Raw genomic sequence first — 26,316 nt, forward strand, 5'->3', positions numbered from 1 at the left:
GGTGCTTGAGCCTCCTCGCTCCGCTGCGGGGTCTCAAGCTACCGCTATCTCCCTCAGGAGTCTTCGCCTTTTGCTCCAATCAACAGCTAGTGCAACCCAAAAAATAAATGTATCTTTTAAACGAAAAAAGACCCGAACTAATTTAAGATTTTAAATTAGTTCGAGTTTTATTTAGACTAAAACACTTTTGTCCCAGCCTCTAGTGGGCGATGTGGGGGAGGATATGGTGTTGTATTTGGTTTTTCCAGGTTTGGTATGCTGGTTTGATATAGGTTTGTAATGCTTCTTTTTCAGGGGCGTTGCTTTGTTCGAAATGGCCGATTTGTTCTAGTTCATCCACAAGGTCGCCAAATTGGGCAATAACCTGAAGGGCTTCTTCATTTCTTTCAAAAAGAAGGACAAGATTCACGTGAGCTTCTGCAATTTTACCGATTGCCTCGTAACTGTCCAGCACGATTTGACGCGTGACAGGGGTGGAGGTGCTACGGTTATCGTCGCTCAAATAGTCAAAAGCTTCTTCCACCGTCTCAAGCAGAGCATTATATTTCTTTAATAAGTAAAATTCACCTTCAGTCAAATCCGCCATCCTGTACACCTAGTTTCTTTTGTCATAATACATTCCGTCTGCTGTCGGAGAGTTGTATGCTTGCCCATATGCCTTGGCAGTCTTTTTGGATTGCTGGATTTGGGCCCACTCTTGCTTTAACTGTTTATGAAACATTTCAAGCTTCGGGGTGACCTGTTGACTGGCAACCGCCACCTTTTGACCGAGTGCCATTTCTGCTTCTGAAAAAGGTGGAGCAAGCCGTTGAAGCAAAGAATCTCTGATCTGCAACATTTTATCTATCTCTTCCAAGAAAGCGTCACGGCTCTCTTCGGATGGTAAAGGTCCATCCAGTAACGTCAAAAGGTGAATAGTGACTTTATCCAGGCTTTCAATGACGTTCATTACGCTTGTCCACCTTGAGCAAATGCTTGCTGGCGACTTGATTGAATAACTTGTTTCCATGCATCACGAAACTCCATCATATGACTTTCCACTTCGTCCACCATGGAAGGATCATTCTTCAGATTCGCATCAATCAGACGGCGGTTCATATAATCATACATCGTCATCATCGATTTCCCCACATCATGACTGGTATCCAAAGTGATCATTAGTTCCTGAACAATTTTCTGCGCCTTGATCAGGTTCGTATTTTTCATTTCAATATTCTTGTCTTCCATTCCCTTTTTGGCAAGCTTCATAAACTTTATTGCACCATTGTAAAGCATCAACGTCAACTCACCAGGCGTAGCAGTGTTGACGGAATTTTGCTGGTAGGCTTGGTAGGGGTTCTTCATTGCCATATTCGTTCACTCCTTGTTATCAGCCACTGAAAAATTGACTCATTAATTGCGTGGATTGTTGGTTTGATTGTCCGATTGCTTTTTCCATTGCGGTGAATTGACGCCAATACCGATCTTCTACAGTTTGCATACGACGTTCGAACGCGGAAATGCGTTGATCGACGTTTAGTAGTTCACGGCCGATGGTAAATTGCTGCGCTGTCCGGGCTGCGTTGCCAGCTCTTGCTTCGATGCCTTTAATAGTAGATTCGGCTGCGTTACGTAGTTTCCGAGCTATCCCAAGGCCCGTTCCGTTTTCACCATTTGAGGTAAACATTTGCATGACAGAATTAGGATCATTAGCAATGGCAGCCTTTAACTTATCCTCATCAATGATAAGCTTTCCTTTATCACGGTAATTGGAGCTCGTTGTGATTCCGAGCTGGGCAAGCTGATCATATTGTCCAGTTAAGCCTGAAACAGATTCATACAAAGCTGATCTCATTTTACCTAGACCAGAAGTTAATATGGAATCATTTCTTAACAGTCCGCTTCTAGCCTTCTCTTCCCACTGTTCAATCTGTTTTTCAGATAGTGATTCTTTTTCTTCATCGGAAAGAGGTTTATAATCACGATAGATAGGCTCACCTGTTTTAGCATTTATTTTTTCAATCAGTTCATTATATTTTGTAATGTAATTTTTCACTGCATCAAACGTTTGGTCCGTATCATTTGCGACGTTGATGACAGCAGATTGTCCTAGCATATCTTCTTTTAAGGTGAATGTAACACCATTAATGGTAAATGTGTTGGAATTCCTTTCCGTTACAACTCCATTGATCGTTACTGTAGCCGGTGTACCACCCGTTTCTGCAGTCTGATCTAGGTTCATGACACCAGTTAAAAAATCACCTTCAAATTCAATTTCCTTCCCAGTAGCCGAAGGATTAAAGGAACCTGCTTCCCTTTTGGCAACTACCAACCCACCTTTAAATTCATCATAAAAAGCAGTTAGGCCAAGGTTGGAATTGTTGATTTCTTTTACAATATCATCCATGGACTGATCGCCATTAAAAGAGAATGTTTGCGGTACCGCTTCCCCCGCTTGGTTATATGTTGTGATCTTAAACTCAAAGTCAAATGCAGCAATATTTATTGGCTCTACCGTTACATCCTCCGTAAAGGCAGATGCAAAAGTGAATTCCCCTGTCTCTTCGTTTAGATAGACTTGATTTCCAACAATGTCACTTACTGAGCTGGTGATGACCTCATAATCAACTAGCGTAGTTCCGTCTGCCATTCTCACAGTAATAGTATCTAAACTGCTCCCATCCACTTTCCCACCTAAAGTAAATGTAGATTCCGTATTAGCAACAGCAGCGTCTGTTACCGTTTTCGTCTGAAAGCTCCCGAACTTATCTCGCTGCTCCCACAAACTAGTAGTCACATCTAATTTAGTGGTACTATCCTTCATGGCAGATGAAGTGGAGGAATTGGTAGCCACTTTTGCAATCTGCACATCCGAAAGTGTATATGAAACATTGGAAGCAGACGAACTTGCGGTAGCTGTAACTTTATCATTTGTAGAAGTTACGGTCTTCTGCGAGTAAGTCTTCTGCAAGGTCATATCAAAAGACAGATTACGAAAATCGTTCAACAATCTATTCGTCTCGCGATAATCGTCCCGTTTCCACTCCAACAGTTGCTTCTGCTGTGTCAGTTTATTCATTGGCATACGCTGAGCCTTCATCAAATCACTGACCATCTGATTAATGTCCAACCCACTCTGAAATCCAGTTAAGCGCATATCCTTCACCACCTAAATCTTTTTATCAACAAACAACCCCATATACTCGGTCATCGCTGCATACATATCTAAAAACTTCTTGGAAGGTATCTCCCGTATAACCTCATCAGTGGCAACATCCACCACCGTCACATAATACTCATTCAACTCATCATGCAACTCAAAACGGACAGACACATTCATCGGCTTCATAAAATCGTTCATGCCGTCGACTATCGTTTCCATCTGTTTTCTGCTCTGTTCCGGATGAGTCTGCTTCTTTTCTTTAATTGATTCATCTACTTTAGTTGAAACTGTTCCTTGTGCTTGCGTTCTAGTTGTGGGATCTAAGCTGCCGCCTCCAATTGGCGAAATGTGCATACGGGTCCCCTCCGTGGAATGTGTACTCTAGTAGTAATATCGGATGAAATGTAAGTATATAAAGAGGTTTGGGTAAGAAAAAATAATAGAAGAGCAATGGGGGAATAAAATAAGAGACCCTAGTAATTCTAAGGTCTCTTTTATGGTGATTATTAACGAAGAAGTTGTAAAACTCCTTGTGGTTGTTGGTTCGCTTGCTTTGCGACTATGTCTTTCGATCATAGAATAGACTATATCTTCATCCTAATTAATAGGAGCTGGGCACTTCGAACAGTTACACTGCCCTACGAGATTCATAGTCATAGCATAATTACCTTAGACCGTGTTCTCTAGTCGTTGAACCTTCTCCAGAGTTTCCCCACAGGAGCTTGGCTGCTGATTACCCATTGTTTCATCTTCATCATTTTCAGACCTTTACGCCTACCGTTTCCAGTTTCGCTTTGGTTGATGAAGCTTTAGGAAGTTCCAGCAATTCACCCAGTTATACTCTAGCTCGTTACCAAGCTAGACGCCCTCCATCATTATCTCAAGAGTTGAAGTACTCCTTGAGGCATTTGATTGGATTGAGCTAACATCGCTTGTGAAGCTTGTGCAAGAATGGAATTCTTAGTTTGTTCCATCATCTCTTTCGCCATGTCAACGTCACGGATACGAGATTCCGCAGCTGTTAGGTTTTCAGAAGATGTGTTTAGGTTGTTAATCGTATGATCTAAACGGTTTTGGTAAGCCCCAAGTTTAGAACGTTCTTTAGAAACTTCAGTTATAGCATTTTCAATGTTTGTAATCGACGCTTTTGCTGCATCATGGTCAGTTACATCAACTTTTCCAGCAGATGCTAAGTCTAAAACACCATCTGTTTTCATATTTCTAATGTTTAAACTTAAGTTTTGATCTTCATTAGCACCTATTTGGAATGTCACAGAACCAGAATTAACTACAACATCACCAACTGCAGCATCAGCTGTATATCCCGCATTTGTTTTAATAGAAATTCCAAATTCAGTGAAATTTAAATCTTGCGCACCATCAGTGTTGGATATTGTCTGAGTTTTAGTACCTGCACTATTTGTAATAGTTAATTCACCAGCAGCACCAGAACTAATTGTGTAAGTATCTGCAGCAGCACCATTAGTTGTTGCGCTTGCAACACCAGTTACAGCCAACACAGTAGTAGTTGCTGCATCTTGGTCAACAGAACCACCTAAGCCACCATTTAGTAACGTTTGTTTGTTAAACTCTGTGGTATTACCAATACGGTCTATTTCATTCTTTAACTCGTTCAATTCTTCTTGAATAGCGTCTCTGTCTTGTCCTACGTTTGTATCGTTGGCACCTTGTACAGCTAATTCACGCATACGTTGAAGAATAGAGTGAGTTTCATTTAGAGCTCCCTCTGCTGTTTGAATCATAGAAGTAGCGTCCTGTGAATTCTTAGCAGCCATATCTAGGCCACGAATCTGTCCACGCATTTTTTCAGAGATTGCTAAACCTGCTGCATCGTCTCCAGCTTTGTTAATACGTAGTCCAGAAGATAATTTCTCCATGGATTTCATTTGATTGTTAGATGCACTTGCCAATTGACGGTGCGTGTTTAAAGCCGCGATATTGTGATTAATTCTCATTACATTTTTCCTCCTTGAGTTGTCGCCGATTTCACATCCTTGTGTAATCGGTGTTGGATTTGCATATAGGTCAAAAGTCGGCCGCCTTTTGATTCTATTTGCTTACATGTTTTATATCGACCTGCCTCGACAACTGTTAATAGGGTGAGAGAGAATTTTTTACAAAATGCTTTATTTTTTTAGTTGATTACTTAATGCTTGCAATAGATCTAGAGAGGAGTGGGATGCTGCGTTATTTTCCTCTTGGATGGAAAGGTAGATTTCTTTTCTATGTATCTCGATATGCTTTGGTGCCTGGATGCCGAGTTTCACCTGATCGCCATTGATGCTGAGGACAGTTATTTCAATCTCATCTCCGATCTTAATTGCTTCGTCTTTCTTGCGAGTTAATACTAGCATTTGATCTCCTCCTCTCTATTTGACTATGGCTTCTGGAAATAGATAGTGCTTCGTTTGATATGGGCTTCCTGTAAGAATGACTTGCTTTCCAAGCTTCCTTTTCATGTTCACGACAACAGGAGCCTGTAAGTTGGCCGTTGTAAGATGGAACGGGTCTGCCATTGTCAAAACTGAATAGACAGATACATCTTCAGCAGAATCCAGTTCGAGAGTTTCTACTGATTGGTTCTCCAAGTTAAAATCATAATCAGGGTAGAATGTGAATGGATTGGTCATGACAAATCCGAGCTCAGGAGTCTGGACCGATTGTAAAATATAAAACATTCCGTCCTCCGAAAACGGAATAACCGTAAACTCCTTTTCCCCTAAAAAACCCGGTAGGCCATTAGGGAACCTTACCACTTCTTCTTTCTGTACCTCTATCAATCCATGATACTTTGTTTCTATTTTCATCGTTTCACAACCTTATATTTTTTGTTCGTAGCCTCCTGTGCCGACATGGCGCAGGTTCTCAAAGTCTATTTGCAGCGATGGATGGTTGGCCAAGCTTACCTGTGCGGAACCTGGCGTGTACTCGTGCACAGGCTTGTTTACCTTAGCGTCAATAACCGGCTTGCGTTCCTGAACTTGAATATCCACGCTTCCAGGCTCATAATTAATTTTCACACTAAAGTGCGAAGGAATCCAGCCAATATTGAACTCTTTCAGTGGACCTTCACTGTTTCGCTTCGCCTGACGAGCAATCGCCCCACCGCCATCCTCAATCCGCATCATTTCATTGCCGTCCTGTGCAACCCGAGCCAGACCCGCCAACCAATCCTGACGACCAAGCTGTGCCGCTTCCTCAATCCGCCTGTGCACACTCTTTAAATCCATGTCCTCTCTAGCCTGCGTCTGGTCTATCGTCAACCTCCCAGGCGTCCGCTTCATCGTCAACTCTGCTTTTGGTTGCTCGATACTCAACTCTGCTCTCGGTTGCTCAATCTGCTGCACCGGCTTCTGAATTTGAAGCTCAGTCTGAGCAAAAGTAGACTGTAACCGAATTTGAGGAAATAGCATTCTTATTCACTCCTTTATATGCATTTTAAGGGTTTATAAAGAAACCTAGTTGATTGTAGTGGAAGGCGCGCAGACGCCCGCGGGAGGAAGGGACAGGGGAGACCCCTGAAGCGTTGTGAGGAGGCTCCCGGACCGCCCGCAGGCAAGCGAAGCGCCTGAAACGGAAATCAACTGTATAGCGAATACACTAAAATTTCCACAAAAAAACTGTCCCAGAAACAACTGCCATCAAACAGCTCCCTCCAAGACAGTTCCTCATCTTACCTTAAAAAATCCAACAACGAAGGCTGAATCACACGCGCTCCCACACCAAGGGAAGCACGATGCACACTCTCCTGCGACGTCAATTCCGTAATAACCTTCTCAATATCAGCATCTTCATTGTCAGACAAGATACGTGTTGCCACCACTTCCTGATACCCAATCCGATTATCCACCATCTCTAAACGGTTATAGCGGGCACCTAGTTCCGAACGCTCTGCTGAAATCGTATCAGCTGCCTTATCAAAACGGCCCATTAGATTTTTTAACGCATCCATATCGCTCGTTTCAAGCGCCGACTGAATACCATTCCAAACTTCCATCATGTCCTTATTAAAAACATTTTCTGAATTGATGTTGGACTGAAGCTTGATACCACGGGAAACCTCTACCTCAAACGGGGAGTTTTCCGTACTTACAGATGAAGGATCATTCGCATCCGTTATTCGTGGCTTATCTATAGCCGTACCATTGAAAATGTATTTTCCTGCAACCTGCGTGTTCGCAACCTGTACAAAATCGTGTTTAAGCTGCTCGATCTCTTTTGCCATCGCTTGGCGGTCTTCAGGAGAATATGTATCATTCGAACCCTGCACCACTAATTCACGCGCACGGTGCATCAAGCTTTGCACATGATCTAATGCCGCTTCCGAATTCTCCATCCAAGAATAAGATTCACTCAGGTTTCTCTTATATTGTTCAAGCTCCGTCAGGTTTGTACGATAATACATCCCTTTCATCGCAACGACAGGGTCATCGGATGGCTTGGAAATCTTTTTACCTGTAGAGAGCTGTTCCATCAGCTTGCCCATTTTGCTGTAGCTAGTACTCAATTGACGCAATGAGTTCTGTGTCAACATGCTTTGCGTTACTCGCATCTATCTAACCTACCTTCCGCCTATTCCCATGCCGTTTATTATTTTATCTAAAAGTTCGTCCGTTAACGTGATCATTCGAGCTGAAGCATTGTATGCATGTTGATACTGAATCATGCTCGTCATTTCTTCATCAAGCGAAACGCCGCTTACAGATTGACGACGCTGGTCGACTGATAGTCTCAGTGTTTCACTGTTGTAGGAAAGTCGGTTTGCTTCCTGTGCATCTACCGCCAATCCCCCGATTACGCTTTCGTAATAGTTTTGGAAGGTAGTAGAAACACCATTTAGCTGAAGGGAACGTGCTTTTACCTCTGCCAAGGCTACCGCATTGCTTCCGTCCCCAACGCGACCACCGACCTGACCCACTTTTGGGATGTCTACCGCAATAAAGTTACCTTTTGATACATCCTCCAAACGAACTTTATCTAAATTGAAATTTACGGAATGGTTTCCATTTTCATCCACAAACTCTTCCGACAAACCTTCCCCTAGTTCTTCTAAACTAGCAAAATTACCCGATGTCTTTAGCTCCTGTTTAGGCGATTGTGCTGCATCGTATACTGTATAAGTAAACTGCTGAACACCAGCTGCATCTACAGTTGACTGCACGGTAACAGAGACATTCTCCACACCGTTATAGCCATGAAATTCCCCTGTAGTAATGATTCCCTTGTTGTAGCCGGAAGCAGCGATATTGTCTAGGGATTGAACGATATCCGCTGCAACAGTGAAAAGCTTTGCGGCGTTTTTTTTGTTTTCAGCTGTAATGTCTGTGTTTTTAAACTCGAAGAATTTGAACGCTGTATGCTCTCCGGTTTCCATGCTCGAGATGCTCCAACCGGATTCATGAACCCTGTTGATCTCTTGGGCGAATTCATAGGCCACCGTATCAAGGTGGTTTAGCATATCAGGGTAAAGCCCCTTTTCTGCATTGCCTTCCATAAACCCGTAGGAATCAATCAATCCACGTAACTTTCCTGAAGCCTGCATGCTTCCAATCCCGAAGCTTGTATCTCCCAATTTGAAGCCATCAACTAGTCCAGTATCCGCTCGGAACTCTAGGGATAAACTGTTCACTCTCAGGCTTCCAGCATCCACAAGGGTACCTATTTTGCGACCAGATTCGTCAACCATATCTACCGTGAACTTTCCTTCGGCGATGCTGCTTGGATTTCCTCCACTACCCACTTTTGTTGTTGTAATATTTACCAGCTGTGAAAGCTCGTCTACAAGTCGATCTCTTTCATCATAAAGGTCGTTAGCTAGATACCCATGAGGCTCTAATTCACCAATTTGCTTATTAATATTATTAATTTGTTGGCTAAGAGCATTAACTTGCTTCACAGTGACATCCATCTCATTCTTAATATCACCTTGTACCGAACTCAGTGAATCGGACAAGAAACGAAACGTCTCCGCAACGGCCAACCCGCGTTGCCTGACTACAGACCGCGCACCTGCATTAGTCGGATTAACAGCCAAGTCCTGAAAGGCCTGCCAAAAGCGATCCAATGTCGTCGAAAGACCTGTTTCAGATGGTTCGTTCATGATCTCTTCCATCTTTTGCAGAGAATCAGCCCGAGCTTCCCAGTAACCAAGCTTATTGTTTTCCCCGCGATACTGGATATCCAGGAAACTCTCCCGCACACGCTGGATGCTGCCTGCCTCTACCCCTGTCCCAATCTGTCCTGGAATTTGCGGACGATTTATCGATGGAGCTGGATATGGCTCTGTCTGGACAAAATTCACTCTTTGTCTTGTGTAACCTGGAGTATTGGCATTGGCAATGTTATGACCAACCGTCTGAAGGGCAGTTTGCTGGGTAACCAGACCACGTCTCGCAACTTCGAGACTATGAAATGTTGAACGCATGGATGTTCCTCCTAAGCTTTTGAATCGAACAGCGAGCGCGCTGGGGCACTGACACTTTTCTTCGTATTCGCAGGTTTCTCGTAGTTTACCGCACTCGGCTGCGGATTTAAGGTATTCAAGGTCATCGTGACAAATTGCAGGGATTGCTCGAGCAAGAGTTGATTGAGCTCGTTTTGCTTTTGAATATTGCCAATCGTTTCTGTGAGCCTTGCTTTTAGATCAAGCAGAGCCTGTTTTTCTGTCGGGGTGCTCATTTCTGCAAGCTCCGTCACTGTTTTTCCCTCTGACAGTTCCGCTCGTTGCTTTTCTAGCTGGACAATCGCTCTCGTATATTGCTTTTCTTCTCTTGTAATCTGTTGTAGTTCTTCTACCTTGTTCGCCTTTACAATCTCTTCTTTCCGCACCGTGAGTTCATAGAGGTAGGCATGCAAGGTTAGCATTTTTTCAAGTATGGTTATGATGGTTGGAATGGACATAATATCTCCTTATTTTGACGCTCTATTTATTTGAATAGTAATCAATCATCTTATTTGCGACGGCTTTTGAATCGACTTGATAGGTGCCATTCTCCACAGAAATTTTCAGCTTTGCAACTTTTTCCTGACGAGCTTCAGCGAACTGGGAACGCTCTTGCAGCTCTTTTGCTTTACTTGAAATTTCTACGTGATCGCTTTTTGTTAGGTTCGTTTTAGCAGCTTGTTGCTGTTTCATTTGATTTTTGTATGGATTAATCCCTGAAGGCCCTAAATTGTTAATCTTCATTTAATATCCCTTCCTTCCGAACAGTTTGTCTATTTTTTGTATCGTCACAAAGGCCGAAATGTTTATTAAAACTTCTTATTTATCACGTGGTATGTTTTTCCTTCTTCACGAATAGCGCGTTTTCGTTCTTCTTCAAGCTCCAATTGGGAAAGCTGACCGTGAATATCTTTTTTACAGCCCTGACATAGCTTGTCCTCCCTTATAATCCTACCACATCGGTCACACGGATAGCCTAAATTCGGAAAATGAACCAGTTGAATACGACCTTTTCTAATGAATTTTATTATTAGATATTCCTCTACTCCCGTGTCTTCCACCACTTGGTCCATTGATGCTGTCCGGTTTTCTCGTTGGCGGATGTATCTATAAACAGTTTGATATTTCGCTTCCTCTTCTTTATAGCACGTTTCACAGACTTCTCGAAACGCATTCTTCACATAAATCTGACCGCAGCTTGGGCAATTATCTAGTTGAGACATAACGCAACTCCCTTTCGAGCAATGGATTCTTATTCTTTATATCGTAAGAGTCGGGAAAATGTTAACTGCGAACAAGTGTGTAGGAGGAAATATCGTTAGCTCCGGCGCTTTTCAGAACCTTCGCCGCCATGCGCACGGTTGTTCCTGTCGTGTAGATGTCGTCAATGAGGAGGATGCTTTTACCCTTTACTAGTTCATAGTCTGGGACGAAGAAGGTATTATCTCGTTCTATCCGCTCCCATCGTGCTTTTTTTGATTGCTTTTCTGAGATGGTTCTAGAGATTAACTGTTCTGGTTTGCCAGGCAAAAGCTCTGCCAGTAAAAGTGACTGATTGAAGCCGCGCTCATATAGGCGTTCTGGACTTAGTGGAATGGGAACAACAATGGGTTTCTCGTTTTGGCATGCCTCTTTAAACTTCTTTGTAAATGCTTCTTGGAAAACTTGTGAGAGGGCGGCATCCCCTCTGAATTTATACCTTGATAATATATCCTTCATTTGTTCATTGTAATGGTAGACGGATCGGTTTTGTTTAAGCAGACCAGCTGTAGACGGATCGCCCTCCCACCTAAAACAGTCAGAACAGAGATCCCCATACCTATTTTCGTCTGCCACCATCCCCCACTCCCGACCGCATATTTTGCAAAGCTCTCCTGTGAGTTTTTGAAAAGCATGTTCGCAGTCCTCACAAACAGGGGCATGTTTTTGCAGACCTAAGAACGCGCTCCAGCCAAATGGAAAAGTCACATCATCATGGCAAATCAAGCAATGATTCATTGGAAGAATCCCTCCTTCCTTGCTCGGTAGTTCATCCTTCTGATCTGGTCCATTGCGGCAACCATTTCATTTGTCTTTCCGTAATGAAAAAAACGAACATCTCCACTTGGAAATTGACTACTGCGGCCAACTCTTCCGGCCATTTGTACAAGAGCACTTTCCGTAAAAACAGCGTCCTCCGTTCCAAGCACTCCAACTTGAACGTCCGCTACCGTCACTCCCCTCTCCAGAATCGTTGTAGTCACCAGCATGTTAATATTCCCTTCCCGGAAATCTGAAACTTTCTGTTTTCGTTGCTTGTCTTTTGCATGCACACTTGCCACTAGCTGGTCGTATTCCTTTGCAAAGATTTGGGTAACTTTTTCTAAGACAGCGATATTAGGAACAAACAAAAATATAGGTCTTCCATTCTCCATATGCTTTCTCACCCAATTTCGAACATTCATCGGAAGCATGTCTTTATTTATCCGCTTCTCCCATTGCCCACACCATTCCAAGCTTGGAACTGGCAGGGGATGTTTGTGGTATCTAGCAGGGATCACTACAGATTCAAATTTTTTAGCACGGACTTCTCTCAGCATTTTTTTCGATGGAGTGGCACTTAAGTAAATGAAGCTACCATTTTTGGTTCGCGCCTGGTTCGCGGCATACTCAAGCGTTTTATCTACAGAGTAAGGAAAGGCATCAACCTCATCAATGATGAGAGTATCAAATGCACGATAATAGCGGAGTAACTGATGGGTCGTGGCGATGGTGAGCGGCGCGTTTTTCGTTCGGTCCTCGCTGCCACCATAAAGTGTTGCGACTTCAATGTCAGGAAATGCTTGCTTTAACCGCGGAGATAGCTCTAACACGACATCCGTTCTCGGGGTGGCAATACAAACGCGTCCTCCTTTATTTAGTGTGGTTTCAATCCCTTTAAAAAGAACCTCGGTTTTTCCTGCACCGCAGACCGCCCACACTAGGAGAGATGTTTTATTTTGGATTGTTTTGACGACTTTATTAGAGGCGGCTTGCTGACCGTTGGAGAGGGTACCGTTCCACGAGAGAGTTATGGGTTTGTTAACTGTTGGAGGCTGAGGTCCACTCCATGAGATGAGTGGAGTGCATTCACTTACCCGGCCCATCATGATGCAGTGGCGACAATAGGTGCAAGTTTGGTGACACCTGGCACAGTTGAACGAAGCAAACAGGCTTTGGTCCGTGTTTCCGCATCGATTGCATTTGGATCCGGCTTTGGTGGAGTGGACTCCATAATCGAGTTTTAAGTATCCATTTTGATAGTGTGTTTGGAGTGTGGCTTGGTTAAATGGAATTTCGTCTGTTAGAAGCCGCTTGCCAGATAGGAAGTGTTGGAGGTTGTGATCGAAGGGGAAAGTTTCCTGGATAGGTGGTTGAGGGATAGTTGGGAATGAGGAGATTCTTTTGGTGTGTTCGGATTTTTGGTTGGTTATTTTTAATAGGTTGTTTGTTGTTTTGGTGAAAAGCATTGGTTTCCTCCTTTGGGGATGAATTTTGGTAATAGACAGGAGTTCTCTCTGCCTATTTTAATGATATTTTTGTTTGAAAGGGAACAGAGAAGCCGTCTCTACTACCGTTTCGTTGTTTTTTTCTTGCAACCGGGCACTGAGACACCTTCTCTACTACCGTTTCGTTGCTCTTTTCTTGCAAACGGGAACAGAGAAGCCGTCTCTACTACCGTTTCGTTGTTTTTTTCTTGCAAACGGGCACTGAGACACCTTCTCTACTACCGTTTCGTTGCTCTTTTCTTGCAAACGGGCACTGAGACACCTTCTCTACTACCGTTTCATTGCTCTTTTCTTGCAAACGGGCACTGAGACACCTTCTCTACTACCGTTTCATTGCTCTTTTCTTACAAACAGGCACTGAGACGCCCTCTCTACTAACGTACTACTCCATATCCACTCAAAACGGCACTATATATAGTAAAAAATGGATAACCACAACACCCGCAAAAAATAAAACAAAAAAAGACACCCTAAACAACCCACTGTTCCTGATGTCTTCCCAATATCTCGATGATGCTGTATCAATCAAAATCCAAAAACGTTACCGCTTATACCAACCAAGCCCTAAAGCACCTTCGCCAAGATGCGTTCCGATTACGGGGCCAAAGTAGCTCAAGAAAAACTCCACATGTGGATACTTCTGTTCAAGCTCTCTTTTCATCTCTTCTGCTTCTTCCTCACGGTTTGCATGGATCACACATGCGCGCATCGGCACTCCCAAAGAAGCATCCTCATCAAACAAATCATGGATTCGCTTGACCGCTTTCTTGCGTGTTCGAATCTTTTCGAAAGGAACAATTTTCGTGTCCACAAAATGCAACAGTGGCTTAACCTGCAATAGGCTACCTACAATTGCTTGGGCGCTACTCAGACGGCCACCGCGTTGCAAGTGAGATAGGTCATCTACCATGAAGTAAGCACGGTCAGATTCTTTCATGATTTTCAGTCGGTCCAAAATTTGTTCAGGTGACTTTCCTTCTGCCGCCATTTCCCCTGCTTCTAATGCATAGAAACCTTGAATCATGCAGCTGATTTCAGAATCAAATGCATAAACATCAATTCCATCTACCATTTCACCTGCTGCTACAGCCCCTTGGTAAGTGCCGCTAATGCCGCTTGATAGGTGAATGCTCACAACTGCGTCAAAGTCCTTTGCAAGTTTCTCAAATAGGGAAACAAATTCGCCAATGGCAGGCTGGGAGGTGGATGGCAGCTCTCTGCTGTTTTTGACTTCTTCGTAAAATTGCTCTACTTTAATGTCGACTTCTTCTTGGTACGATTCATTCCCGAAAATAACATTTAGCGGGATCATATGTATATCATGCTTTGCGCGTAATTCTGCTGGGATGTAGGCAGTACTGTCTGTAACAATCGCCGTTTTCATAGTGTAGACCTTCCTTATACTAAAGTATTTCTGTTATCTATTATAGATTGTACATGAAACGGTAATAAGTTTCATCTATTGTTTGATTTTTATTGGGCAAGTGAGTTGTGCGTCGATTTATGGGGTGAGTTTCAATTTTATTAGCCAAATTTTTAGTTTATTGTCCAATCTTTTAGTTTATTGTCCAATCTTTAAATTTATTGTCCAAACCTGACATTTATTATCCAACTCACACCATATAACGGCCATTCGACACACTCCGACAAATTTCGCCGACCGCCCTTGCCAACGCAAGACCGCCTCCCCCACTGTCGCCACCGCCCCCAACCCCACAAAAAAAACCTTGGAGACCCAAATCCCCAAGGCTACCTAACCTCTACCCAGCCATTCTTGATTGCGACAACAACAGCTTGTGTACGGTCATTAACATTCATTTTTTGAAGGATATTACTAACATGGTTTTTAACTGTCTTTTCACTGATGAACAACGCTTCCCCAATCGCCTTGTTGCTTTTTCCGTCAGCCAACAGCTGAAGCACTTCGCATTCGCGGCGAGTTAACAAGTGAAGCGGGCGGCGAATTTCGACTTGCTGATAAGTTGTAGCTGTAGATCCGCCTCCACTACGTGCGCGAGAACCGCTCCCCACACCATTTTCCGTTAAGCGGCGATATTCTCTTACAAGATTGTGCGTTACTTTCGGGTGAAGATAAGACCCGCCATCCGCAACCACCTTGACTGCATCCACCAATGCATCGGCATCCATTTCTTTTAAAAGATAACCGCGAGCACCTGTTTGCAATGCATGTGTAACATAATTTTCGTCATCATGAATGGATAATACGATGACCTTCGCTTCTGAGTTAGCTTCCACTAGACGTCTTGTAGCCTCCACACCATTTACTTTTGGCATGTTGATGTCCATGATGATGACGTCTGGATCATGCTTTTCCATTAGGTCAAGCGCTTCTTCCCCATCGTCACCTTCTGCCACCACGTGAAAGTTCGTTTCAAAATCAAGAATACGTTTAACTCCTTCACGGAAAAGCTGATGATCATCAATAATCACGATTTTTGTCGTATCCATTCCTCTCATCCTCCCAAATACATCTTTAGCCTAACGGAATTTTGATAAAGACGGTAGTACCCTTACCAGACGTGGACTGTATGTCCAATTCCCCGCTGATAAGTTCTACCCTTTCTCTCATTCCAATTAAACCAAACGACTTTTCTTTTTTTTCTGTCGTATCAAAGCCTACTCCGTCATCTTTTACGATGACAATGATATGGGTAGGTTTCACTTCCAATTTTACATAGATGGAGCTTGCCGCAGCATGCTTGATGGCATTTGTCAGCGACTCTTGAACAAGTCGGAACACTGCTACCTCCAGATTGGAGGAAATGCGATGTTCCACTCCGAGGTTCATAAATTCAATCTGTGGATAGCCATTATGATAATCCTCGATAGTCGAAATATATTTCTTTAAAGTGGGCACCAACCCAAGATCGTCGAGTGCCATCGGACGAAGATCATAAATAATCCTTCGCACTTCATATAGGGCGGAGCGCACCATTACTTTCAAGGAGCGGATCTCTGATAACGCCTCCCCGGGGCCTCGCTCCCGGAAAGTCCGGTCAATCAAGTCCGAGCGCATCATTACATTGGCTAGCATTTGCGCAGGTCCATCATGGATCTCCCGAGAAAGACGCCGGCGTTCCTCTTCTTGCGCTTCCATGATTTTAAAACCGAACTCACGTTTCTCAGAGGCATCGGCAATCATCTGTCCAACCTGCTGAAGATCACCTGTTACGTAATTTAAGATCACGGAAACCTGACTTACGAGGCGATCTGCCTTCGTAATGGTTTCTTCAAGATTCAACAACCTACGTTCAATTTCATTTCTTCTATTGCGGAGCTGAGCCTCTTTTTGTGATATCGTATGAAGCTCCAGCTGCAATTCATGTGCATGGTCATATGCTTGTCTAATTTGATGTTCTGTATAATTTTTAAACTGCCTGCTCACTTCTGAAAGTCGGTTTCTTGCATGCCTGACCTGGACCTCCAGCTTGTCCTGTTTATGGATAAGCTGTGCCACTTCAAGCTTGACCGCATTTAATTCTTTTCCAAGGCTCTCAAATTCTTTACGGGAACTTTCCCCGATTTCAAAGATCTCGTCCTTGCTCACTTCAACGGCTTTCACCATCTGTTCAATAATCATGTCTAATTGTTTAGAGTTTATAACTTTCCGAGACATAGGACATCCTCCAAAAGACCCTGTATTCTTAAAAGAATATTATGAATACCTCTTTATCGTTATAGTACATTATACCCAAAAAGAAGAAAGGAACTATATGCTATATCATTCCAAATCTTCCAAACCTTTGTGGGGGTACCTGTCGAAAATTGTCCACACTTCATTATATCGGACTAAAGTTTTGCTTGTATAACATTATTATTACAATCGGATTAAACTTTGTCGATTCTTGCCACAATAAGGAGCTCTGAACTATATTTTATTTGATGTCCTCCCACCGAGCACTTATAATAGATAAAGTATGACTAATCATACAAAAGTGCCAATCATTAAAGGAGAGTTGTCAGATTGCTATCTCACTACTATACCGTAAAAGGGCATGGAGAGCATGAAATAAACATCCAAAAATCAAGATTCATCGCCCACATTGCCCGAGCAACAACAGAAGAAGAAGCCCAAAGCTTCATCCAAGAGATAAAAAAGAAGCACTGGGATGCAAACCACAACTGCTCCGCCTATATGATCGGAGAACATAATCAAATTCAAAAGGCGAACGACGATGGAGAGCCAAGTGGCACAGCAGGCGTCCCCATCCTTGAAGTCCTTAAGAAAAAAGACCTGAAAGATACTGTAGTAGTCATTACCCGCTACTTTGGCGGCATTAAACTAGGTGCGGGAGGGCTTATTCGTGCCTATGGAAAAGCCACCTCCGAAGGGATAACAGCTACAGGAATGGTAGAACGCGAATTAGTGCAAATTATGCATACTAACGTTGAATACACATTATTGGGGAAGGTAGAAAATGAATTGAGAACTTCATCCTTCTACCAATTAAAAGATATTCGGTATCTGGAAGATGTAACTTTCGACGTATACGTTAAAGAAAATCAGTGTAAGGGATACATTGATTGGATAACAGACCTTACCAATGGGAAGGCAGAAACCACTCCTGGAGACAAGCTATATCTTGAACAGGACGTGTAAAACTTTAATAGAGGAGATATTACATTGAGTAATTCAAGAATTGAAAATAAGAAAAAGAAAGGGAAAAGATTGAAGAAAGTTCTTTTTATCTTTCTTACACTTTTCTTGGCAGTAGCGGCATATGGTGCATATGTGCTTTTCGAAACTTATCAGGCTGCAAACGAAGCATATACAGAACTTGATCGAGGCAAATCAAAATATCGTGAGAAAGAAGTCGAAATTAGCAAGGACCCCTTTTCCGTATTAATTATGGGAATTGAGGATTATTCAACGGGCGGAGAAAATGGTAGAACTGACACACTTATTGTCGCCACGCTAAATCCTAAAGAGAAGACAATGAAACTCCTGAGTATCCCTCGTGATACACAAGTGTATTATGAACACCTTGGATATAACTCTAGGATCAACCATGCCCATGCTTATGGTGGGAAGGAAATGACAATAGATAAAGTCGAAGAACTTTTAGAAGTACCTATTGATTATTATACAACCGTTAATTTTGAAGGTTTCAAAAATGTAATTGATCTCGTTGGCGGGGTAGAAGTCGATGTTCCATTCGATTTTACGGAAAAATCTGATGTAGATAAATCCATTCTTCAGTTTACTGAAGGACCTATGAAATTAAATGGGGAACAAGCACTTGCTTATGCAAGAATGAGAAAGCAGGACCCAAGAGGAGACTTTGGTCGTAATGACAGACAAAAACAGATTATTGAAGCTGCTATAAGCGAACTCATATCTCCGGAAAATATTTTTAAAGTTGATAAAATAGCAAAAGAAGTTGGAAGTAATGTTCAGACAAACATCAGAGTTTCGGAAGGTATCGCATTAAGCAAATTGTACGCTGGATTTAATTCATCCCGTATGGAAAATGTAACACTAGAAGGTACAGATGATACAAGTACAGGAGCATACTACTTTATACCATATGAAGAAAGCATCCTTGAAGTTCGAAGCATCTTAAAACAACACCTTGAGATTGAAGAAACAACTGAACAAGTAAACGAATAAGTAAAGAGACCTTGGAGCACAAACTGTTCCAAGGTCTTTTTTTATCAGTCTTAATGGTTTACACAAAAATAGAGAAACCCTGTTTAAGGTTTCTCTACTTAGCGCTAAAAATAAGCATTGACTAATTATCATTCATCTTCATTCTTACACCGCGAACAAAGTTCAACAATGGACGATAATTTTTATCAACTAATCCAACTTTTTCTGCAAATATTTCAATCAATATTACCAATATAGAAACCACTAAAAGGGATCCCCACATCGTGGCACTGGAAAATAAAACTGCTGACAGCGCGAAAAATGAAGCTATTGCATAAATAATGAGCACACTTTGTTTATGGCTATAGCCGTTTCTTAATAAGCAGTGGTGCAAGTGGGATTTATCTGGTGCTGATAATGGTTTTTTATTGACTAACCTCCTTAAGATAGCAAAGAAGGTATCAGAAATTGGTACGCCTAGAATAATTATCGGAACCAAGAAGGAAAGTAGCGTTATGTTCTTGAACCCCAGTAAAGATAGAACTGAGATCATAAACCCAAGAAACAGTGCACCAGTATCCCCCATGAATATTTTAGCTGGGTGGAAATTAAATACGAGAAAACCTAGAGTACTTCCCAATAAAATCAAACCCATACTTGCAACAAAAATATCACCCATAGATAGTGCCATACCAGTAATGGTTAGTAGTGCTATGGAAGATACTCCAGCCGCTAGGCCGTCTAGTCCATCAATTAGGTTGATGGCATTCGTGATACCAATGATCCAGAAAATTGTTAGTGGGATACTTAGAACTCCAAAATGAAGCTTGTATTCAAATGGCAGGGTAATATAGGTTACTTCAATTCCCCCCATCAATACAATGACCAAAGCGGCAGCTAGTTGCCCTAACAACTTATATTTTGCCGATAATTCGTAAATATCATCAAGAACACCTGTAACAATGATGATAAAGCCCGCAAGAATTATCGCACTAGCATAACTTACATTAGGGTTGACTATAAGAAACCCGATTATAAAGGCAATATATATTGCCAGACCACCCAGACGAGGCATTACCTTTTGGTGGACCTTTCTATTGTTAGGTTTATCAGTGGCCCCAACTTTATGCGCTAATTTTATTATTAACGGGGTCATTAGGATAGCAGCGATGAAACATATAGCAAATGTTAGTACAAGCATATTTATCCCCCTTAATTATGTTTGCCAAAGTACATTAAAAAAATTTGTAAAAATTTATAACAATAATTGCATAATTTTGTCGTTACATGGTGAAGTTAAGAATAAGGGAATGTTTGTTCAATTCCAAAACAAATTATAACACATAAAAATTCCATTGTAATAGCTTTTTATTTCCTTTTAATTTTATTTTTTAAACTAGAATAAACTAGCAAAAAAAAAGAAGATGTTCAAAAAATGAACCTCTTTCTTTTATATCATATTTAAATTTTTCTTGTGTTAATTTTCTATTTCATTTATGACAATCTTATGTTTCCCACCGCTAGTTTTCACAAAATCATTTTCTGAAATAGTAAAATTTACACTTTCGAACTTATATTGTTCTATGAGCTTCTCCGTGTAATGCGCAAATTCAGGAGGATTATCCCGCATGATTAGCCTTACAAATATATCTATTTTACCTTTTTCGGATTGCTTCACTTGAAATTGTTCAATATTATCTTCATTCTTAAATAATTGGGTAAATATAGCTCCGTGTATTTTGGAACCTTCCTTATTGATGATGAAATCCCGTTCTCTACCTTTTATATACAATAGTCTTGGAAGGCCTCGTCCACACTGACATTCCTCGTGTGTTATCGCTCCTATATCTCCCACTTCATAACGAATAAAAGGCATTGCGTAATTATCTAAGTCTGTAAGGACTATCCTTCCCTCTTCACCGTCAGGTACCGTGTTGCCATTTTCATCTATGATTTCTACAATGCAACGCTCAGAACCAATGTGCAGACCAGCGTGTTGGTTACATTCAAAGCAAGTCACGCCTCCATCATTTGCACCATATTGATCATAGACTTTACAATCGAATGCTTCCTCGATTGTTTTTCTATAGCGAGGCAGCAATACTTCTGAAGTTGTGATGACAGATTGTAGCTTGACTCCATTAACACGATGTTTAATAGCGTAGCTTGCCAATTCATATGCTGCTGAAGCATAAGCATACATGAATTGTACTTTCCCGTCTTTTAGTTGTTGTAGATATTTTTGCATGCTGCTTTCATCCATTTTGAATGAAGACATTGGTATCCAATTCATTGTCTGATAATAAACGTACCTTTTTAAATCAAAACCACCAAGTAAAGAGTCACCGGCTAATACAGCTACTTTATCACCTAGTTGATAGCCCGCTGCGTTCCAACCCCTCCAAATGTTTCCCCACATAATACTGTGAGCATTTTTGCTTAATAAAAAACGAAAAGGTTTTCCAGAAGAACCGCCTGTACTCTTCCAAGCCGAGCCGTAGCTTTCATGGTTCCTTGCAATGAAATCATCCTTTTGCGAGTTGAGTGTCTCTTTGTTGATAAGTGGCAATTCTTTTAAATCTAACAAAGCGAATTCTTCTACATCTATTTGGCGTTCTTTAAAGTACTCTTGGTAATATGGGACATTTTTCACAACATGATTGATCAATGATTGAAGCTTTTCACGTTGCACTTCACTTAACTCTTCTTTCGTTTTCCATTGAGAATGAATTAAATCATTATATTCGGATACTGCGTCCGTTTTCCTTAGAAAATCACCTAATTTTAGCTTCCAGTAATTTAGGTTTCCACTCATTATTCAAAGAACCTCATTTCACATTTCAAGTCGTTTGATTACTCTTTGCCGTTATTTGCGCAAGGATTATCGCTAAAATAACGGATACGTAAATGCTAACTGCAGGTGCATACAGAACATGTCCAGCTAAAAAGGCTATACCAACAGCAAGAGCGATGGACATAAGCGGGAATAATACGTTAGGACGTATAAGCTGTAGCTTCAATCTAAGAAGCTGCTTCATAGATACTAGCACGATGCTTAAAAAGGGTAACATGAATGCTGTAAAACCTATGATTCCAAAAGAATAAAAAAGATCAAAAAAGTCCATTTCAATTAGTTTGGGAGCTTTCTCCCAATTCCCTGCGTAGCCCATACCAAACATTTTTTGTTGAGCAGGTGCTTCTATAAAATCATTATTCAATTTGATAAAGTATTTATCCCTACTACTTAATAAAACAGAAAGTACCTTATTGTCTAAAAGCTTTGCAGTAAAGTTTTCTTTCTTTTCTTTTTCTGGTTCTTCTGCTATATCTTCCGTAGCCGAATCTGCTTCTACTTCCGTTTCACTAGATTCTTCTGCGATCTCTTCCGCAACACTCGAGTAATGACCTGAAGTGTTTGTGAAAGCAGGTGTGATTGGAGTAATAACTGCTACCGCAATTACAATGGCTATACTAATAATCAAGTTTAGTTTAATATTTATCGATGAAGACAATCGACCTATTTTTTTCACAAGTAGTTCTACTGCCAAAAGAATGGGTGTCAACGCACATACTAGTATAATCGCCAGATGTCCTACCTTTGTTCCTACCATAATTGCAGCAAATCCGACTACCAATACAGGAATCCAGAAATAAGAATTTTTTAAGGAAGTAGTTTTCCTAACCGCAAACAACACTACCATAGGGAAGCAGATGGACAAGATTGCACTTAATTCGTTACCGGAATAAAACCATCCTTTATTCCCAGCCTTATTGTACTTATATGTATCAAAGCCAGTCCCAGTAAGTTGTGTAAATAATAGAACTACGCCAACGATAACCATAGAGTAGACAATGAATGACTGGAATTTATCCATCTTGCTTGAATAATTTAGAGATGTTAACACCAGTAAGTAAGAAAGAAACATAATGACAAAATAAACCGATTTAGTTGTATACTGCAACTCAGAAAACAAACTAAAGTTAGGCTTTATAAAGTAATTCGTTAAGAAGCCAACCCCGACGATTGTTAAAAATACAATCAAATAACCGGTAATGATCTTCTTATATTTGCTATTATTCAAGAAAAAAATATAAACGATCGATATTAACATGAAGCCCATTCTTACTAATAAGCCTATGGTAATACTTGCTTGAAAGTAATAAATGCTGAATGCAGTCAGAACATCTAGAATTGGCTGTAGTATAATGAAAAGTAAAAACAAATTACTATTCTTCATTATGTTTAACACATTAAATTGTTTATTCATAGCTTCCCCCATCAACCACTAAAAACTTCTATATAGTTTAGTTAGTTTATTTACTTGAACATGTATTTCATTTTCACCAAGGTCTATGTCACATTTATCCACCATGGACTTGTAAAGATCTGGGTTATCTTTCAGTCTTAGTACATGTGTTAATATAGATTCCCAATCGTCCTCTTTAACAAGATAGCCGTTTTCCCCGTGTCTAATTACCTCCCCGACTCCTCCTACATCTGTACCGATTACCGGAGTATTGCAGCTCAGACTTTCTAAAGCAACCAACCCAAAGGCTTCTTTCTTTGTAGGAAAAACAAATAAATCCGCAGCATTAAACCAATCAGGTACTTCTGTTTTAGGTTTCCCATCAAATATTTTGACATTCTTAAAGTTAGCAATTTCTGATTTAACAGTTTCTTTATCTGCTCCATCACCAAGGATAATAAATTCAATCTCAGGATCTTTACAATGTTTGATAAGTTCCAAAAAGGTGAAAATCCCTTTATTTCGGCTGACCCTACCTAAATATAGGACATGGAATTTCTTTGTATCAAGACCTAGTCTCTGTTTCATTTCCAGCTTGTCCTGTGGGTTGAATAATGTTCGATTTACACCACAATTACTGGTAGTTACCTTTGACGCTTGGACATGGTAATTCTTTATAAGTTGTTCTTTAACAAAGTCGCTTACTGTTACTATTTCATCTAAATCATTAAAAATTCTTTTGGCTATTTTATATTTAAGTCCCTTACTAAACAGAATGTTCGTTCCGTGGATTGTACCTATAAGCTTTGCATTTGTGATCTTCTTCGCGATTGGTACGAATAATGCGGTAGGAAATATATAATGTATATGAATAATGTCAAACTTTTGTCTAATAATAGTTTGAAAAACACGTTTCCATAAACTTAGATATTTAAATATACTTTGTATTTTGGATGTCTCTTTATTGGTAATCACTTGTAAATCTATATTCATGTCATGATTTTTCTTTAATTCTTCTACTTGTTCCTTTACAAAAATTCCATAAAAAGGGTGTTTTTCACTTGGGTACATATTAGACACAATTAAAATTTTTTTCATACTAATCTCCCTTTTTCGACAATCGAATTTACCACTGTAAAGTATATCGGATTATGTAATTTTAGTAAACCTCCGGTGATTGATTGACGAAAGAGAAAAAAAATTCTACTATTAGTAATTATGGTTGCAAAGCATATTTGAAAGAGAGGATTTACATGATAAACAAAGTTTGTATCGTTGGTCTTGGATATATAGGATTACCTACATCTGCCATATTTGCTGATGCTGGAATGGAAGTCGTCGGTGTAGATGTTAGTGAAAAGATTATTTCTACTATTAATAAGGGAGAAATCCATATCGAGGAGCCCGGTCTCCCAGAGCTTGTAAAAAGAGTAGTGGATTCAGGAAAACTTAGAGCTTCATTAGTACCTGAACAAGCAGACGCTTATATCGTAGCTGTTCCAACGCCGATTCATAAAGATTGTACGGCAAATGTAGATTATGTAAAAAGTGCGTGTGAAAACATTGCACCATTAGTGAAAAAAGGTGACATTGTCATCGTAGAATCCACCATTCCACCAAGAACAATATCTGATGTGGTAGCTCCTATCTTCGAAAAGGTAGGATTGTCAGAAGAGGATGTATTCCTTGCTCATTGTCCGGAAAGAGTACTTCCAGGCAGAATATTAACGGAACTGATTGAAAACACCCGAATCGTCGGCGGTCTGACTCCGGAAGCAACAGAAAAAGCTGCAGAGGTATATCGTACTGTTGTAAAAGGCGAGATTATTCTTACGGATGCGACTACTGCTGAGATGACAAAGCTTATGGAGAATACGTTCAGAGACGTAAACATTGCACTTGCTAATGAGTTAGTAAAAATATCTAAGAAGTTAGGCATAAATGCATATGATGTAATTGAATTTGCAAATAAGCATCCTCGAGTTAACTTGCACTTACCTGGACCTGGGGTAGGTGGGCACTGCTTGGCAGTAGATCCATACTTCATTGTGGAAAAGGCTCCTGAGGAAGCAAAGCTTATTCAGACCTCACGTGATATTAATAACTCGATGCCTGCGTTTGTGGTTAAGAACATTAAAGAAATTCTCGCAGATGTGGAAAATCCTAAAGTTTCCATCTTCGGTGTCACATATAAAGGGAATATTGATGATTATCGAGAAAGTCCAGCACTTGAAATCATTGAAATGTTACAGAAAGATGCCGGAATCACTCTGTCCATTTACGATCCGCATGTTCCAAATGATATTGCTCCTTTCCCATTGGAAAGCAAGGAATCAGCAGTAGCGGATTCTGATTTAGTGGTTGTACTTTCCGATCATAATGAATTTAAGACGTTGCTGACGGATGATTCATTAAATGGTATGAAAAACAAAACGGTGTTCGATACAAAGGGCATCTGCAAAGACATCTCTTCCGATGTTACGTTATATAATTTTAATAACATTTATTCCATTTAATATATTCTAGATAAAAAAGCTGCCTCGAAGGTCCATCAAGATCACTTCGGGGCAGCTTTTTTTCTAACTTCACTTCTTGGGTCTGGTACCAAGCACTTTAAGGAGAAACTTCGGTAATGCCATCTGCCTTTGTATTCTAGAAGGTTGTGACAATAGCCTGTATAGCCATTCCGTCCCGGTATTACGGAATGCTGCCGGCGCTCGCTTTACGGTACCGCTGATGACATCAAAGCTTCCACCCACACCCTGGAAAATGTTAACACTTAACTTCCCTTTATTCTCCTCAATCCAGAATTCCTGTTTCGGACTTCCCATAGCAACAAACATTAGTTGCGCTCCAGAGGCATTAATCTCCTCTACTAATTCCTGTTGGTCAGACACATATCCATCCCGATATCCTGCGACAATCAGGTTTGGATAATCACGTTTAATATTCTCAACCGCTTTTGCGACCACTTCTGGCTTGGCTCCATAAAGAAAGATCTTATACCTTTTTTTATCAGCTAATTCCAATAGCTTGACGAAGAGGTCGACACCAGTAATCCGTTCGGTTACTGTTCCTTTGTTAAGCCTGGATGCCAAAATGACACCTATTCCATCTGGTATTGTATATGTAGCTGAATTAATGAGGTCCTTCAGTTTTGGATCTTTTTGAAGAGCCATTATTTTCTCTGGATTAACAGCAATGATGTTACCTTGTCCATTCTCCTGGATAAGGGCATCTATACTGGTGATCAACTCGCGATAATTTAGAGTTGTTACATTTACATCTAGTATTTTTTCTATATTCGACACTCAGAACCATCCTTT

General features: G+C 40.9%; 27 protein-coding genes. 3 read left to right on the forward strand and 24 right to left on the reverse strand.

The genetic code is table 11. The annotated features are described in order from the left end of the window. Positions 1 to 199: 199 nt before the first annotated feature. From HC179_RS18500 to HC179_RS18590, 19 genes are all read right to left on the reverse strand, one after another. Complete coding sequence (locus HC179_RS18500) at positions 200 to 586, reverse strand: DUF8042 domain-containing protein (RefSeq protein WP_168865680.1); 387 nt, start codon at positions 584 to 586, stop codon at positions 200 to 202. Between the two features lie 9 nt (positions 587 to 595). Then, the gene (gene fliT, locus HC179_RS18505) at positions 596 to 949 is read right to left on the reverse strand and encodes a flagellar protein FliT (RefSeq protein ID WP_168865681.1); all 354 of its coding nucleotides are present in this window, start codon (positions 947 to 949) and stop codon (positions 596 to 598) included. Then, on the reverse strand, positions 949 to 1,350 hold the full coding sequence (gene fliS, locus HC179_RS18510) for a flagellar export chaperone FliS (RefSeq protein WP_168865682.1): 402 nt from the start codon (positions 1,348 to 1,350) through the stop codon (positions 949 to 951). The genes fliT and fliS overlap by 1 nt, the downstream gene beginning before the upstream one ends. 19 nt (positions 1,351 to 1,369) lie before the next feature. After that, positions 1,370 to 3,136 (reverse strand): flagellar filament capping protein FliD, encoded by a 1,767-nt coding sequence (gene fliD / locus HC179_RS18515; RefSeq protein ID WP_168865683.1) that lies wholly within the window; start codon positions 3,134 to 3,136, stop codon positions 1,370 to 1,372. 12 nt (positions 3,137 to 3,148) lie between these two features. Beyond that, positions 3,149 to 3,496 carry a flagellar protein FlaG gene (gene flaG / locus HC179_RS18520; protein WP_168865684.1) on the reverse strand — a complete coding sequence of 116 codons (348 nt, stop codon included), beginning with the start codon at positions 3,494 to 3,496 and terminating at the stop codon, positions 3,149 to 3,151. Between the two features lie 521 nt (positions 3,497 to 4,017). After that, positions 4,018 to 5,118 (reverse strand): flagellin N-terminal helical domain-containing protein, encoded by a 1,101-nt coding sequence (locus tag HC179_RS18525; RefSeq protein WP_168865685.1) that lies wholly within the window; start codon positions 5,116 to 5,118, stop codon positions 4,018 to 4,020. Positions 5,119 to 5,289: 171 nt separating this feature from the next. Continuing rightward, a complete protein-coding gene (gene csrA / locus HC179_RS18530; RefSeq protein ID WP_168865686.1) occupies positions 5,290 to 5,517 on the reverse strand; it encodes a carbon storage regulator CsrA in 228 nt (75 codons plus the stop codon). Between the two features lie 15 nt (positions 5,518 to 5,532). Then, complete coding sequence (gene fliW, locus HC179_RS18535) at positions 5,533 to 5,970, reverse strand: flagellar assembly protein FliW (protein WP_168865687.1); 438 nt, start codon at positions 5,968 to 5,970, stop codon at positions 5,533 to 5,535. 12 nt (positions 5,971 to 5,982) lie between these two features. Beyond that, entirely contained in the window at positions 5,983 to 6,576 is a 594-nt protein-coding gene (locus HC179_RS18540) for a DUF6470 family protein (RefSeq protein ID WP_168865688.1), read from the reverse strand. 260 nt (positions 6,577 to 6,836) lie between these two features. Beyond that, positions 6,837 to 7,715 carry a flagellar hook-associated protein FlgL gene (gene flgL, locus HC179_RS18545; protein ID WP_168865689.1) on the reverse strand — a complete coding sequence of 293 codons (879 nt, stop codon included), beginning with the start codon at positions 7,713 to 7,715 and terminating at the stop codon, positions 6,837 to 6,839. A 9-nt stretch (positions 7,716 to 7,724) separates the two neighbouring features. After that, positions 7,725 to 9,587: a flagellar hook-associated protein FlgK gene (flgK, locus tag HC179_RS18550; protein ID WP_168865690.1), complete on the reverse strand. Its 1,863-nt coding sequence runs from the start codon at positions 9,585 to 9,587 to the stop codon at positions 7,725 to 7,727. A gap of 11 nt (positions 9,588 to 9,598) precedes the next feature. Next, positions 9,599 to 10,063, reverse strand: coding sequence for a flagellar protein FlgN (locus tag HC179_RS18555; RefSeq protein ID WP_168865691.1), 465 nt, complete (start codon positions 10,061 to 10,063; stop codon positions 9,599 to 9,601). Positions 10,064 to 10,085: 22 nt separating this feature from the next. Beyond that, positions 10,086 to 10,349, reverse strand: a complete 264-nt coding sequence (gene flgM / locus HC179_RS18560) for a flagellar biosynthesis anti-sigma factor FlgM (protein WP_168865692.1) — start codon at positions 10,347 to 10,349, stop codon at positions 10,086 to 10,088. 65 nt (positions 10,350 to 10,414) lie between these two features. After that, positions 10,415 to 10,828, reverse strand: a complete 414-nt coding sequence (locus HC179_RS18565; RefSeq protein WP_168865693.1) for a TIGR03826 family flagellar region protein — start codon at positions 10,826 to 10,828, stop codon at positions 10,415 to 10,417. 61 nt (positions 10,829 to 10,889) lie between these two features. Continuing rightward, entirely contained in the window at positions 10,890 to 11,603 is a 714-nt protein-coding gene (locus tag HC179_RS18570; RefSeq protein WP_168865694.1) for a ComF family protein, read from the reverse strand. Continuing rightward, entirely contained in the window at positions 11,600 to 13,093 is a 1,494-nt protein-coding gene (locus tag HC179_RS18575) for an ATP-dependent helicase ComFA (protein WP_168865695.1), read from the reverse strand. The genes HC179_RS18570 and HC179_RS18575 overlap by 4 nt, the downstream gene beginning before the upstream one ends. 580 nt (positions 13,094 to 13,673) lie before the next feature. Beyond that, on the reverse strand, positions 13,674 to 14,516 hold the full coding sequence (locus tag HC179_RS18580) for a DegV family protein (protein WP_168865696.1): 843 nt from the start codon (positions 14,514 to 14,516) through the stop codon (positions 13,674 to 13,676). Between the two features lie 365 nt (positions 14,517 to 14,881). Beyond that, positions 14,882 to 15,601 (reverse strand): response regulator, encoded by a 720-nt coding sequence (locus tag HC179_RS18585; protein ID WP_168865697.1) that lies wholly within the window; start codon positions 15,599 to 15,601, stop codon positions 14,882 to 14,884. 25 nt (positions 15,602 to 15,626) lie between these two features. Further along, complete coding sequence (locus HC179_RS18590) at positions 15,627 to 16,769, reverse strand: sensor histidine kinase (protein WP_168865698.1); 1,143 nt, start codon at positions 16,767 to 16,769, stop codon at positions 15,627 to 15,629. A 348-nt stretch (positions 16,770 to 17,117) separates the two neighbouring features. Between HC179_RS18590 and HC179_RS18595 the strand changes: the two genes are divergently transcribed. Both HC179_RS18595 and HC179_RS18600 read left to right on the forward strand, forming a co-directional pair. Beyond that, the gene (locus HC179_RS18595; RefSeq protein ID WP_168865699.1) at positions 17,118 to 17,753 is read left to right on the forward strand and encodes a YigZ family protein; all 636 of its coding nucleotides are present in this window, start codon (positions 17,118 to 17,120) and stop codon (positions 17,751 to 17,753) included. Positions 17,754 to 17,777: 24 nt separating this feature from the next. Then, complete coding sequence (locus tag HC179_RS18600) at positions 17,778 to 18,764, forward strand: LCP family protein (protein WP_168865700.1); 987 nt, start codon at positions 17,778 to 17,780, stop codon at positions 18,762 to 18,764. 121 nt (positions 18,765 to 18,885) lie between these two features. Here HC179_RS18600 and HC179_RS18605 read toward each other — a convergent pair whose 3' ends face one another. The 4 genes from HC179_RS18605 to HC179_RS18620 form a co-directional block, all read right to left on the reverse strand. Beyond that, positions 18,886 to 19,944, reverse strand: coding sequence for a glycosyltransferase family 4 protein (locus tag HC179_RS18605; protein ID WP_168865701.1), 1,059 nt, complete (start codon positions 19,942 to 19,944; stop codon positions 18,886 to 18,888). A 276-nt stretch (positions 19,945 to 20,220) separates the two neighbouring features. Next, complete coding sequence (locus HC179_RS18610; RefSeq protein WP_168865702.1) at positions 20,221 to 21,558, reverse strand: phenylacetate--CoA ligase family protein; 1,338 nt, start codon at positions 21,556 to 21,558, stop codon at positions 20,221 to 20,223. A gap of 25 nt (positions 21,559 to 21,583) precedes the next feature. Further along, positions 21,584 to 23,011 carry an O-antigen ligase family protein gene (locus HC179_RS18615; protein ID WP_168865703.1) on the reverse strand — a complete coding sequence of 476 codons (1,428 nt, stop codon included), beginning with the start codon at positions 23,009 to 23,011 and terminating at the stop codon, positions 21,584 to 21,586. 18 nt (positions 23,012 to 23,029) lie between these two features. Continuing rightward, entirely contained in the window at positions 23,030 to 24,088 is a 1,059-nt protein-coding gene (locus tag HC179_RS18620; RefSeq protein ID WP_168865704.1) for a glycosyltransferase family 4 protein, read from the reverse strand. 155 nt (positions 24,089 to 24,243) lie between these two features. On the opposite strand from HC179_RS18620, the gene HC179_RS18625 reads away from it, so the two are divergent. Continuing rightward, positions 24,244 to 25,506 carry a nucleotide sugar dehydrogenase gene (locus tag HC179_RS18625; RefSeq protein ID WP_205825388.1) on the forward strand — a complete coding sequence of 421 codons (1,263 nt, stop codon included), beginning with the start codon at positions 24,244 to 24,246 and terminating at the stop codon, positions 25,504 to 25,506. A gap of 69 nt (positions 25,507 to 25,575) precedes the next feature. On the opposite strand, the gene HC179_RS18630 is transcribed toward HC179_RS18625, so the two are convergent. Further along, a complete protein-coding gene (locus HC179_RS18630; protein ID WP_346775160.1) occupies positions 25,576 to 26,301 on the reverse strand; it encodes a WecB/TagA/CpsF family glycosyltransferase in 726 nt (241 codons plus the stop codon). Positions 26,302 to 26,316: the final 15 nt, after the last annotated feature.

Source organism: Bacillus sp. RO1 (assembly GCF_012524115.1).
Lineage (GTDB): Bacteria > Bacillota > Bacilli > Bacillales > Bacillaceae_I > Sutcliffiella_A.

Excerpts from the sequence above, each read along its gene's own strand:
- HC179_RS18620 (WP_168865704.1), bottom strand. The coding sequence starts at position 24,088 with ATGAAAAAAATTTTAATTGTGTCTAATATGTACCCAAGTGAAAAACAC.
- HC179_RS18580 (WP_168865696.1), bottom strand. The coding sequence starts at position 14,516 with ATGAAAACGGCGATTGTTACAGACAGTACTGCCTACATCCCAGCAGAA.
- HC179_RS18625 (WP_205825388.1), top strand. The coding sequence starts at position 24,244 with ATGATAAACAAAGTTTGTATCGTTGGTCTTGGATATATAGGATTACCT.
- HC179_RS18565 (WP_168865693.1), bottom strand. The coding sequence starts at position 10,828 with ATGTCTCAACTAGATAATTGCCCAAGCTGCGGTCAGATTTATGTGAAG.
- HC179_RS18590 (WP_168865698.1), bottom strand. The coding sequence starts at position 16,769 with ATGTCTCGGAAAGTTATAAACTCTAAACAATTAGACATGATTATTGAA.
- flgK (WP_168865690.1), bottom strand. The coding sequence starts at position 9,587 with ATGCGTTCAACATTTCATAGTCTCGAAGTTGCGAGACGTGGTCTGGTT.
- flaG (WP_168865684.1), bottom strand. The coding sequence starts at position 3,496 with ATGCACATTTCGCCAATTGGAGGCGGCAGCTTAGATCCCACAACTAGA.
- HC179_RS18500 (WP_168865680.1), bottom strand. The coding sequence starts at position 586 with ATGGCGGATTTGACTGAAGGTGAATTTTACTTATTAAAGAAATATAAT.
- fliT (WP_168865681.1), bottom strand. The coding sequence starts at position 949 with ATGAACGTCATTGAAAGCCTGGATAAAGTCACTATTCACCTTTTGACG.
- fliD (WP_168865683.1), bottom strand. The coding sequence starts at position 3,136 with ATGCGCTTAACTGGATTTCAGAGTGGGTTGGACATTAATCAGATGGTC.
- HC179_RS18610 (WP_168865702.1), bottom strand. The coding sequence starts at position 21,558 with ATGAGTGGAAACCTAAATTACTGGAAGCTAAAATTAGGTGATTTTCTA.
- HC179_RS18555 (WP_168865691.1), bottom strand. The coding sequence starts at position 10,063 with ATGTCCATTCCAACCATCATAACCATACTTGAAAAAATGCTAACCTTG.
- HC179_RS18585 (WP_168865697.1), bottom strand. The coding sequence starts at position 15,601 with ATGGATACGACAAAAATCGTGATTATTGATGATCATCAGCTTTTCCGT.
- fliW (WP_168865687.1), bottom strand. The coding sequence starts at position 5,970 with ATGAAAATAGAAACAAAGTATCATGGATTGATAGAGGTACAGAAAGAA.
- HC179_RS18615 (WP_168865703.1), bottom strand. The coding sequence starts at position 23,011 with ATGAATAAACAATTTAATGTGTTAAACATAATGAAGAATAGTAATTTG.
- HC179_RS18570 (WP_168865694.1), bottom strand. The coding sequence starts at position 11,603 with ATGAATCATTGCTTGATTTGCCATGATGATGTGACTTTTCCATTTGGC.
- HC179_RS18525 (WP_168865685.1), bottom strand. The coding sequence starts at position 5,118 with ATGAGAATTAATCACAATATCGCGGCTTTAAACACGCACCGTCAATTG.
- fliS (WP_168865682.1), bottom strand. The coding sequence starts at position 1,350 with ATGGCAATGAAGAACCCCTACCAAGCCTACCAGCAAAATTCCGTCAAC.
- flgL (WP_168865689.1), bottom strand. The coding sequence starts at position 7,715 with ATGCGAGTAACGCAAAGCATGTTGACACAGAACTCATTGCGTCAATTG.
- HC179_RS18605 (WP_168865701.1), bottom strand. The coding sequence starts at position 19,944 with ATGCTTGTACTAACATTTGCTATATGTTTCATCGCTGCTATCCTAATG.
- csrA (WP_168865686.1), bottom strand. The coding sequence starts at position 5,517 with ATGCTAGTATTAACTCGCAAGAAAGACGAAGCAATTAAGATCGGAGAT.
- HC179_RS18540 (WP_168865688.1), bottom strand. The coding sequence starts at position 6,576 with ATGCTATTTCCTCAAATTCGGTTACAGTCTACTTTTGCTCAGACTGAG.
- HC179_RS18575 (WP_168865695.1), bottom strand. The coding sequence starts at position 13,093 with ATGCTTTTCACCAAAACAACAAACAACCTATTAAAAATAACCAACCAA.
- flgM (WP_168865692.1), bottom strand. The coding sequence starts at position 10,349 with ATGAAGATTAACAATTTAGGGCCTTCAGGGATTAATCCATACAAAAAT.